The organism is Mucilaginibacter sp., assembly GCF_964263795.1.
In the GTDB taxonomy this organism is placed as follows: Bacteria; Bacteroidota; Bacteroidia; order Sphingobacteriales; family Sphingobacteriaceae; genus Mucilaginibacter.
Genome location: NZ_CAXVWK010000031.1, coordinates 18,300 through 27,813 on the forward strand (window position 1 = coordinate 18,300; position 9,514 = coordinate 27,813).

The following is a 9,514-nucleotide window of genomic DNA, read 5'->3' on the forward strand; positions in this document are numbered from 1 at the left end:
GAAAGTATTACTTTATTGTGGTACAGTAAAATTCTAACTTGCACACGTTATAGCAATGAAGAGAATTATAGTAACCGCATTAATTTTAATTGCCGCCACCGCTTACATCACCGTTAAGTACTTTAGAAATTTAGATACATCGGGCACACATGCGGGGAACATAACGCGTACTATTCCCGACAATGCCGCTCTGGTACTGGAGTTTGCTAACGAGAAAAGCTTTTACGATATCTTTGCCGATAACAAACTCATCGGCAGCCTGATAGGCGAAGAAAAACTGAGCGACCTGGATACCGCCCGAAAGGTTTTGTTTGGTAATGCAATGCTCGATCAGCTGTTTAACGGCAGCAATGTATTTGTCTCTGCCCACCCCCTGCACGCCGACGATGTGGAGCTGCTGCTAACATCATCCGCGTCTAAAGATTTTGATATCACTCAGTTCGACCGGCTTGCCAAGCTGCAAAAAACAGGATTTGTGATTACGCCGCTAAAAATTGCCGATCGTAAAGGTTACACGGTTTATTTTAATTCGTTAAAAAAACGCTTTTACATCATCAACCGGGAAGAAAATATCTACTCGGCAAGTTTTTCAAAAGAACTGCTTGATCAGAGTGTGGCTTTTAGAGGCGATAAAGAAAAGCAGCCCTTTTTGCTATTACCTGATAAGCAGAATTCCAACTCGCTCGCCAACCTTTATATTAACTACGAACAACTGAACCCGCTGTTTGATCAGTTATTCAAAAACAAAAATTCCGATTTATTTAAAAGCTTCAGGCTTTTGCCTGCGCTGGCCACATTAAACCTCAATTACAAAACAGATGCATTGATGTTTAACGGCTACACCAACCTGTTAACTAATAAGCCAACCAGCTACCTTAATATATTCGTATCACAGCAACCGATAGTGAACGATCTAAAGGAGATCTTTCCATCAACAACGGCTTATGCCATGACGATGGCCGTATCTGATGCCAAAAAATTTAAAAGCGGGCTGGCAGACTTCCACGACAAGGCGGGACTAAAAAGTGAGCGGGAACAGCTTTTTAGTAAGGTAAAGGCAGAAACCGGCTTATTTTTAGATAGCGAATTCAATAGTTTGCTGGGCCAGGAGTTTGCGGTGATAACGACACGTTTCCAGGAAAAATTCGCCATAATTGCTGTTAAAGACGGATCGAAGCTAAGGCCGTTTATGACCAACATAAGCGGGATGATCACTGATGATGTGGGGCAGTTTAATTACGCCAAAATTCCGTTCTTCTTATTGGGTGATGCCTTTAATAGTTTCTGGAGGCCCTACTTCAGGATAATTGATAACTACCTGGTACTGGCCAATAGCGCCAAAGAATTAGAGAGCTATAACGATATTTATTTTAACCGGAAATTTTTAAATAAAACCGAGCAATACCTGCGGTTTGACAACCTGCTTGCCGAGCGCAGCAACGTATCCTTTTTTGTGAATTTCAAGAATATTCAGCCGATACTTAAAGAACAACTGAAGGATAAGTTTTACCAGGCTTATAAAAATGAGCGCCTATCGTGGAGCGGTTTTTACGGCGCCTCATACCAGTTCGCTGCAGCCGATAAAAACTTTTATACCAACTTTTGTATGTTACAAAACGCCCCGGATACAAGCAATGTTACTAAATTGATAAAAATCGATAATTAGACAACCCTAACGCGGTTTTTTCGTTTAAAAGGTATAGCAGACCAATTGTGCCCGGTCGGTTTAATTATATCACAAAGCGGCTGTTTACAGCGCAGGCAACTTATATGAGACTATTTTTATTAGCTATCTGTTTAATATTATCCGCTTCGAAAGTTTACAGTCAGCAGTTTTCTCAATACAACACCGGAACCTTATACGAGTCGTTCGAAAACCCTGCTGTTCGTTCTTTCATCCCCGATTCCAGCCGTACACAATCTTTCAACCTTTTAGTGCCGAATTTTAGTGGCACGTTCTACATCAAAGGCAATTCGCAAGGGGCATTAAAAAGCCGTGCATTTAACGGCAATTATCAGGATTCGCGGTTGTTGGTGGGCGCAAACGCAATTAACCGCGTTAGAGAAAATGCCAACATTTACTTTTTTATGTACAAGTCCTTTGTCGATCTGCAATCGAATGTTGAACTGGGAGTTTCGTGGCAAAGCCGTCAAGATAGCCACGGCCGTTACTCGGACGAGTCGTTGGCCCTATTTAACGGTGCAAGCAATTTCCCGAACGACAGCTACGTAAATATCTTTAATAATTACCTGGAGTACCAATCATACCACCAGATAAGTTTTACTTACCGCGAACAGTTCACAAAACGCTTTGCTTTGGGCGTTAAGCTAAGCGGGTTATTAGGTATACAATATCAAAAGTTAGATGTTAAGCAGTCGGCTATTGATTTCGACCGGCTGAACGATCAGGCTTATTTGACAATGGCCGGCAGGTACATGATCAATTATACGCCCGGGCAATTCACCCTGCATGATAATTTACCTACGTACCGTAACCCCGGCGCGTCTATAACAATCGGTACTACCTACAAAACACGTGGTAACTTTAACCTGCAAGGCAACCTTAAAGATCTGGGGTTTATCAGTTGGAGCAGCCGATCGGCTACCTATGATTTTGACGCTACCAATATTATCCCTGAACTATCATCCGTGAGGCGGGAAGATAACATCTATGGCGCGGCTTATGACGTCTTACACAACGGCGGCCGGCGCGGCAGTTTTGTAACGCCGACAAATGCACGTGTTGAATTAAGCGCCAACCGCGAGTACTGGCTTGGTTACGATAAAAAATTCAAATACTCGCCCACCATCATCGCTTCTAAAGAACTTTTTTACGACGGATTAACTATAGCAATGGTAAACCCTGTATCCTACAGGAATTTGACAGTGAGCGTAACCAGCTCATTAGACAGGTACAGGGTATTTAGCGGAGGCGGGCAGATTATGATCAAATCGCCAAATGCAGAATTTTATATAGGCAGCGAAAAACTGATCCAATCTGGTAGTTTATTAGCCGCCGCCCTCGGTAGCCAGTCACAAATAGCAAAAAACAGCGCTTATACCGGCGCGGATTTTTTCCTGGGTTTTTCGATCAAATTTGGATCAGTGATCGAGCACCCGATGAATGCGAGCCATATCCCTATGGACGAGAAAAAAACCTTTATAGAGCGGGTTTGGGGCCGCTTATTTAAACACGGCGATTACTAAGCGCCTGCTTTTTTACCGGCAATAAAATCTTTAAGGTAGTAAGGCTCAAAATAAGCCACATCTGCAAATTCTCCGGCGTCAAACTTTTCTGCAGCAAGTTGGGTAAGATGCACTGCAGAGTTTATAAAGCCCGATAGAAATTCCGCGTTAGGGTTACTGCCCAAAATCTCGCGGCATTTGTCGGCACCGTCACCAAAAAATAAAATGCGGTTAGTTGCTAGCAGGTCACTAAAACTATTCTGATCAATAATTTCGGCACTTGTTGATTTGATGACTTGTCCTTTATTGTCAAAAACGGCTGTGTACACCTCCATGCGCCGGGCATCTATCATAGGGCATAAAAGTGTTGATTCATTTGTTTTACCGACCGCCCCACTTGCCATAGCCGGCAATGTTTCGACAGCTATTAACGGTTTATCCAAGGCAAAACACAAACCCTTAGCGGTTGACACACCTATCCTTAAGCCGGTGTAAGATCCCGGTCCGCAGCTTACGGCTACAGCATCCAGATCAGCATAACTTCTATCAACCTGCTTCAAAATCTTATCAATGTAAACGGTGATCACTTCGGCGTGAATGTTTCGCTGGTCGATTTCTTGATAAGCCATAACGGTGCGGTCATCAGCCAGTGCAACTGAGCAGGAAGTGGTAGCGGTTTCTATCTGAAGGATTAATGCCATTATGTAAGTCAAAAATAAAGTAAAATTAAAAAAGTAAGCAACAATAACGTGGACGCATTGCCTTACAATTTTCAGATTGACCCGGTCAGGGAACCGGGTCATGCCCGTGGCCGCCCCAGGGATTACAGCTGGCTATCCGCTTGATAGTAAGCCAGCCACCTTTGAATGCGCCATGCTTACTTATAGCCTCTAATCCATATTGCGAACAGGTAGGCGTATAACGGCACGATGCACCGGTCAACGGCGAAATAGTGTATTGGTAGATCTTGATGATCAGAATAAAGAACCAGCCAATGATAGACCTGATCGCATTCCAAAGCGCCATTACTTAAGCACCTCCCCTGCAAGTTGGGTAAGCACCTTCAACATTTTTTTTTCAAAAACATCATAAGGTAATATCTCTTTGCCAATATAGCCCACAGAAAGCACAATGCGCTTATCAGCACAGGCAAGGGCATCATACAAGGTGGATTGTTTTTGCAGGCGATAGGCTTCGCGCATGCGGCGTTTTATCAAATTACGGTCTACAGCGTGCTTATAACGCTTCTTAGCAACCGAAAATAATATCAGCACGGGGAATGGCTGCACGGCATCAGTGAGTTGCCATGAGGCCCTGAAAGGGTAACATAAAAAAGAAGAACCGTTATGAAAAAGACCATCAATAAGCCTTTTATTACATAACCGTTCTTCTTTTTTAAAGGTATACATAGTTGTTAGTGCTGAACCGAAAATAAGCTTGTACAACCGGTTCCGCTCCTTTCACAAGGAGTAAACAACCAGATTAAGCTTTGTGGCTGCGCTCGTCAGATACAGTTAATCTTTTTCTTCCTTTAGCTCTTCTTGCAGCAAGGATTCTTCTGCCGTTAGCAGTTGACATGCGCTCACGGAAACCGTGTTTATTTCTTCTTTTCCTTTGTGAGGGCTGAAACGTTCTTTTCATGGCTATATTTTATTCTATTATTCTAACTCTTCCGTTTTAAAAACAAGAGTGCAAATGTAGGTTTTTTTTTAGTTTTTTCAAATACTAATGTGGTAATTTGATAATGCGTTTTTATCAACATATTAACATCTATTATTTTGCTATGAAGTTTGCCGCTACCTTGTCTGTACTTTTACTACCCCTATTTGCTTTATCCCAGGAACCCCTGGCGCAGCATTATAAAGTTTATAATAACGCAAAAAAAAGCATGGCCACACTTGATGAGGTGGTAAACGATATGAGCAAAGCCGATGTTTTGTTTTTTGGTGAAGAACATAACGATAGCACAGGCCACTATCTGGAACAGGTGCTCTTCAAAAAACTGGTTGATAAATATCCGGGTAAAATGGCGTTATCGATGGAGATGTTCCAGACAGATTGCCAAACGGTACTGAATGAATATCTTGCCGGCTTTATTCGTGAGAAAAACCTGATCACCGAAGGCCGCGCCTGGAATAACTACAAAGACTATCGCCCAATGGTGGAGATAGCGAAAGCCGCCCGCCTGCCGGTTATAGCAGCAAACGCCCCTACCCGCTACACCAACATGACCACCCGCGCAGGCTTAGCTGATCTACAAAAGCTGGATGCCACCGCTAAAGGCTGGTTGCCACCACTACCTATAGATACTGCCACTGGCCGTTATTATGATAAGTTTGGTGAAATAATGGGCGGTCATGGCGGCCCGATGCACATCTTTCAGTCGCAAAACCTGTGGGATGCTACCATGGGCTATTCCATCGCAAAATTCTATAAAGCCAATAAGGGGTTTAAGATCTTTCAGGTTAACGGCGGCTTTCACAGCGAAGAGAAACTAGGGGCGGTTGCACAATTAAAAAAGTATGTGCCTGAAGTGAAAGTGATTAATATCCAGGCATATGCCGATGATCATTTCGACAACCCTGACTGGACAAAATATGCAACCTTTGGCGATTATACCATAATCACTGATCCAAAATTACCAAGGACATTTTAGTAGTAAGTGGTGAGTGGTGAGTGGTGAGTGGTGAAAAATAGTAACCGATCTTTATGTTTTAAATTCTGAAAATTCCTTAATTCTGAAAATTCTGATTCAGACAAACTTCACCAAGGTACCTAACCTTTTAGGCGCAACTTTCCTGTAAGCGGCTTTCAATATCTCACGCAGCATTTCTACCTGAATCAGCGCAAGATTGATATGAGTCGCACCGCCCTGCCCCCACTTATTGGGCACAGGATAAATGGTTTGCTTATCAAATGTGCAAAACACATCCTGATCGGCAGGTGTAAGCATCACCGTACCAATATTGCTGCCCTCAAGCATAGTAGCGAAAATTTTTTTATTCACTCTAAAAGATGTTTTCTCAAAATGCGGCTCTTCGGTAACCTCGGGTAACGAAGCCGCAATTTGTCTGAACTGGTCTGCCGGCGACATTGTCACTATTGTTTAGCTGCAAGTATATCCCGTATCTCCGTCAGCAACACCTCCTCTTTGGACGGAGCAGGTATAACCGTTGGTGCGGCTGCCTCTTTTTTCTTAAACCTATTGATGGCCGTTATAATAATAAACATGGACAAGGCGATAATGATAAAAGAAATTACCTGCGATAGAAAGTTGCCGTATTTGATAGCCGTACCCGGCACTACTAACTGGCTTAGGTTAGATAAATTAGCGGCTTTTAAAGCAGGTGTTAAAACAGCAGGCGTAATAATATCCTCAACCAGCGAACTTACGATCTTACCGAAGGCTCCGCCAATAACCACCGCAACTGCTAAATCTAACACATTGCCTTTTACGGCAAACTCTTTAAACTCCTTTATAAATCCCATGTCTATAATTAATGTTGTATTTAAAGTTATCAATAATTTATGGGGATGTCCAAACAAATTTTATTCAAAAGCATTTTAACAACACCCACCAGCCAGTTTATAAGTAATTTTAATTAACAAGGTAATTGGTGTATTTTTGGCCACGTCTTTATATATGTTAAAACAGAACCTTCAGCAAAAACTTTTACAAAAACTTTCTCCGCAGCAAATCCAATTTATAAAGTTGTTGCAGGTGCCTACCGTATCGTTAGATACCCGTATCAAAGAAGAGTTAGAAGAAAACCCGGCGCTTGAAGATATCAGCTTAACTAACCTTAACGAACCCGAAGAACAATACCCCGACCGTGACCCGGACGAAGACACCTACAATGGTGACGAAGAAAAGGGCGAAATGGACGAGTTTAACATTGACGATTACCTGCAAGACGATACTGTTAATGACTATGGCTCGCGCTACGATCAGAATGGCGAGGATGAAGACGAACGTAAGGAGATACCTATTGCTGTTCAGAGCTCTTTTTTTGAGAGCCTCCAAGCGCAGTTGGATTTGCTGCCCGTTTCTGATAAAGATTTCGCTATCGGCAAGCAGATCATCGGCAGTTTGGACGACGATGGTTACCTGCGCCGGCCTATTATGAATATAACCGACGACCTGGCGTTTTCACAAAACGTAATGGCCGATGATGAGGAAGTTGAGGACATGCTTAAAGTGATCCAAAGCTTTGACCCTGCGGGTGTCGGTGCACGCAGCTTGCAGGAATGCCTGCTGATCCAGCTTCGCAAAAAAGATGCTAATGACCCTATTATCAAAAAGGCGATAATGGTGGTTGAAAATTACCTGGAGGAATTTACACGCAAGCATTACGATAAGCTGGAACGCTCATTAAACATGAACTCAATAGAGTTACGCGGCGTAGTGAACGAAATTTTAAAGCTTAACCCTAAACCGGGCGACAGCAACGAGGTAAGTACCAAGCAAATGCAGGTGATACCCGATTTTCACATCACCAACAATGATGGCTTTTTGATGCTTACCCTTAACTCCAAAAACGCGCCCGAGCTAAAGGTGAGCCGCTCGTACCAGGAGATGTTTCAGCATTATGATAAGGCATCGCAAAAAGATAAAAAGCTAAAAGAGGCTGTACAGTTTGTAAAGCAAAAGCTGGATTCGGCAAAATGGTTTATTGATGCGATTAAGCAGCGCCAGCAAACCCTGCTTAAGACCATGAATGCCATAATGCAGTATCAATATGATTTCTTCCTGACCGGCGACGACAAAAACCTGAAGCCGATGATCCTGAAAGATATTGCCGACCGTATAGGTATGGATATCTCAACCGTATCTCGTGTGGCCAACTCTAAATATGTACAAACAGAACACGGCACTTTCCTGCTAAAATCATTCTTTAGTGAGGCCATCCAAACAGAAAGTGGCGAGGAGGTATCTAACAAAGAGGTGAAGAAGATTTTGGAAGAGCACATTGGTAAAGAAGATAAACGCCATCCCCTGGCCGACGAAAAGCTTACCGATATTTTAAAAGATGCGGGTTATAACATTGCCCGCCGAACCGTTGCCAAATACCGGGAACAAATGAATATCCCGGTTGCAAGGTTACGTAAAGAATTGTAGTGAGTGACCAGTTAAGCAGCAGTGGTTTTTAGCGGATTTCCTATCTGATCAATTGATCTTGTCCAGTTGTTCCTGTAACGCTTTGGCCATAAATTTATCATTTGGTGCCATAAACATCTCTTTATGGTCGCCGGGCACTACGTGTATATCTACGCCTTTTTTAGCATATGCTTTCCAGCCGAAGTATTTCGAATCATCAACAAAATACATTTTTATTGCAGCTTTAAACAGGTCGATCTTTACATCCTGCGGTTTAAATACATAAGCTTCAAACGCGCGTTTCATCATAGCCATAATATCCTGCATATATTGAGGCACCCCGTCCGGGTTGTAGTTAACTTTTATGCCAACCATTCTTTGCAGTGTATGATAATAATCCGGCATCTGCAGCAGCATATAGTCCAGCGTTTTAAGCGGACAGGTCACAATGGTTTTGAGCCTGAAAAAAAGCTTATTAAACTGCCTGATGCCTTTTACCCAAAGCTTTTGCCCCAACGGCATCTGATAAGTTGGGATCTGTAAATTGGTGTCGAACAAGGCCAGCATTTTTACCTCCTTACCTGCAGCGCGTAACTGCCTTACCATTTCAAAAGCAATATAACCGCCAAATGAATAGCCCGATATGGCGTAGGGACCAACCGGATCATGCTGCAATATCTCACTGTTGTAAAATGCAGCGATCTCTTCAATCGTATTCATTTGCTCTACGCTCCCATCAAGCCCGACCGCCTGCAAACCGTAAACAGGCTGTTCGATATCCAGCATTGATACCATATGATACATATTTAGCAGGTTAAGGCCGATGCCGTGTACAATATAAAGCGGCACTTTGCTGCCTTTAGGCCTGATAGGAATGAGCGATTTGTATTGCGATTCGGCACCGTTACTATCGATTAGCCCTGCAAGCTGCATCAACGTTGGGTATTTGATCAGGATAGACAGCGGGTAGCGCTTGCCGAACTCTTTTTCGACCTGCACCATTACCTTTACCATTACCAATGAATCCACCCCAAGATTGAAAAAGTTATCATCTATCCCGATACGATCTATTGCGATATTTCGTAAGAAAATAGCGGCCAGGGCAACCTCCGTATTTGTTTTAGGTGCCACATACCGGCCTTTTGCCTCTTTGTTGATGACAGGTTTAGGCAACGCTGTACGGTCGGTTTTGCCATTAGCCATTACGGGTATAGTGGCTATCGGCATAAA

Annotated in this window: 11 protein-coding genes; 4 read left to right on the forward strand and 7 right to left on the reverse strand. The window is 43.1% G+C overall.

The genetic code is table 11. From position 1 onward, the window contains the following. Positions 1-55: 55 nt before the first annotated feature. Both ACE5CV_RS06020 and ACE5CV_RS06025 read left to right on the forward strand, forming a co-directional pair. Positions 56-1,666, forward strand: coding sequence for a hypothetical protein (locus tag ACE5CV_RS06020; RefSeq protein ID WP_374949265.1), 1,611 nt, complete (start codon positions 56-58; stop codon positions 1,664-1,666). Positions 1,667-1,770: 104 nt separating this feature from the next. Beyond that, complete coding sequence (locus ACE5CV_RS06025; RefSeq protein ID WP_374949266.1) at positions 1,771-3,207, forward strand: DUF5723 family protein; 1,437 nt, start codon at positions 1,771-1,773, stop codon at positions 3,205-3,207. Here the strand turns inward: ACE5CV_RS06025 and tsaB are convergent. The 4 genes from tsaB to rpmH form a co-directional block, all read right to left on the reverse strand. Beyond that, positions 3,204-3,887 (reverse strand): tRNA (adenosine(37)-N6)-threonylcarbamoyltransferase complex dimerization subunit type 1 TsaB, encoded by a 684-nt coding sequence (tsaB, locus tag ACE5CV_RS06030; protein ID WP_374949267.1) that lies wholly within the window; start codon positions 3,885-3,887, stop codon positions 3,204-3,206. The genes ACE5CV_RS06025 and tsaB overlap by 4 nt on opposite strands. Positions 3,888-3,972: 85 nt before the next feature. Continuing rightward, positions 3,973-4,212 carry a membrane protein insertion efficiency factor YidD gene (gene yidD / locus ACE5CV_RS06035; protein WP_374949268.1) on the reverse strand — a complete coding sequence of 80 codons (240 nt, stop codon included), beginning with the start codon at positions 4,210-4,212 and terminating at the stop codon, positions 3,973-3,975. Continuing rightward, positions 4,212-4,595 carry a ribonuclease P protein component gene (locus ACE5CV_RS06040; RefSeq protein WP_374949269.1) on the reverse strand — a complete coding sequence of 128 codons (384 nt, stop codon included), beginning with the start codon at positions 4,593-4,595 and terminating at the stop codon, positions 4,212-4,214. Before ACE5CV_RS06040 ends, yidD begins: the two co-directional genes overlap by 1 nt. A gap of 73 nt (positions 4,596-4,668) precedes the next feature. After that, a complete protein-coding gene (rpmH, locus tag ACE5CV_RS06045; protein ID WP_082800363.1) occupies positions 4,669-4,827 on the reverse strand; it encodes a 50S ribosomal protein L34 in 159 nt (52 codons plus the stop codon). A 142-nt stretch (positions 4,828-4,969) separates the two neighbouring features. Between rpmH and ACE5CV_RS06050 the strand changes: the two genes are divergently transcribed. Beyond that, a complete protein-coding gene (locus ACE5CV_RS06050) occupies positions 4,970-5,842 on the forward strand; it encodes a ChaN family lipoprotein (RefSeq protein ID WP_374949270.1) in 873 nt (290 codons plus the stop codon). 96 nt (positions 5,843-5,938) lie between these two features. Here the strand turns inward: ACE5CV_RS06050 and ACE5CV_RS06055 are convergent, their stop codons facing one another. After that, on the reverse strand, positions 5,939-6,280 hold the full coding sequence (locus ACE5CV_RS06055; protein WP_374949271.1) for an MmcQ/YjbR family DNA-binding protein: 342 nt from the start codon (positions 6,278-6,280) through the stop codon (positions 5,939-5,941). Positions 6,281-6,285: 5 nt separating this feature from the next. Then, positions 6,286-6,675, reverse strand: a complete 390-nt coding sequence (gene mscL, locus ACE5CV_RS06060; RefSeq protein ID WP_374949272.1) for a large-conductance mechanosensitive channel protein MscL — start codon at positions 6,673-6,675, stop codon at positions 6,286-6,288. Between the two features lie 154 nt (positions 6,676-6,829). Here mscL and rpoN point away from each other — a divergent pair, with 154 nt between their 5' ends. Further along, the gene (gene rpoN, locus ACE5CV_RS06065) at positions 6,830-8,305 is read left to right on the forward strand and encodes an RNA polymerase factor sigma-54 (protein WP_374949273.1); all 1,476 of its coding nucleotides are present in this window, start codon (positions 6,830-6,832) and stop codon (positions 8,303-8,305) included. A 48-nt stretch (positions 8,306-8,353) separates the two neighbouring features. On the opposite strand, the gene ACE5CV_RS06070 is transcribed toward rpoN, so the two are convergent. After that, positions 8,354-9,514, reverse strand: a 1,161-nt coding sequence (locus ACE5CV_RS06070; protein ID WP_374949274.1) for an alpha/beta fold hydrolase, incomplete at its 5' end; no start/stop codon positions are given.

Bases quoted from the DNA above. Each gene is read 5' to 3' on its own strand.
- ACE5CV_RS06020 (WP_374949265.1), top strand. From the start codon at position 56: ATGAAGAGAATTATAGTAACCGCATTAATTTTAATTGCCGCCACCGCT.
- ACE5CV_RS06025 (WP_374949266.1), top strand. From the start codon at position 1,771: ATGAGACTATTTTTATTAGCTATCTGTTTAATATTATCCGCTTCGAAA.
- tsaB (WP_374949267.1), bottom strand. From the start codon at position 3,887: ATGGCATTAATCCTTCAGATAGAAACCGCTACCACTTCCTGCTCAGTT.
- yidD (WP_374949268.1), bottom strand. From the start codon at position 4,212: ATGGCGCTTTGGAATGCGATCAGGTCTATCATTGGCTGGTTCTTTATT.
- ACE5CV_RS06040 (WP_374949269.1), bottom strand. From the start codon at position 4,595: ATGTATACCTTTAAAAAAGAAGAACGGTTATGTAATAAAAGGCTTATT.
- rpmH (WP_082800363.1), bottom strand. From the start codon at position 4,827: ATGAAAAGAACGTTTCAGCCCTCACAAAGGAAAAGAAGAAATAAACAC.
- ACE5CV_RS06050 (WP_374949270.1), top strand. From the start codon at position 4,970: ATGAAGTTTGCCGCTACCTTGTCTGTACTTTTACTACCCCTATTTGCT.
- ACE5CV_RS06055 (WP_374949271.1), bottom strand. From the start codon at position 6,280: ATGTCGCCGGCAGACCAGTTCAGACAAATTGCGGCTTCGTTACCCGAG.
- mscL (WP_374949272.1), bottom strand. From the start codon at position 6,675: ATGGGATTTATAAAGGAGTTTAAAGAGTTTGCCGTAAAAGGCAATGTG.
- rpoN (WP_374949273.1), top strand. From the start codon at position 6,830: ATGTTAAAACAGAACCTTCAGCAAAAACTTTTACAAAAACTTTCTCCG.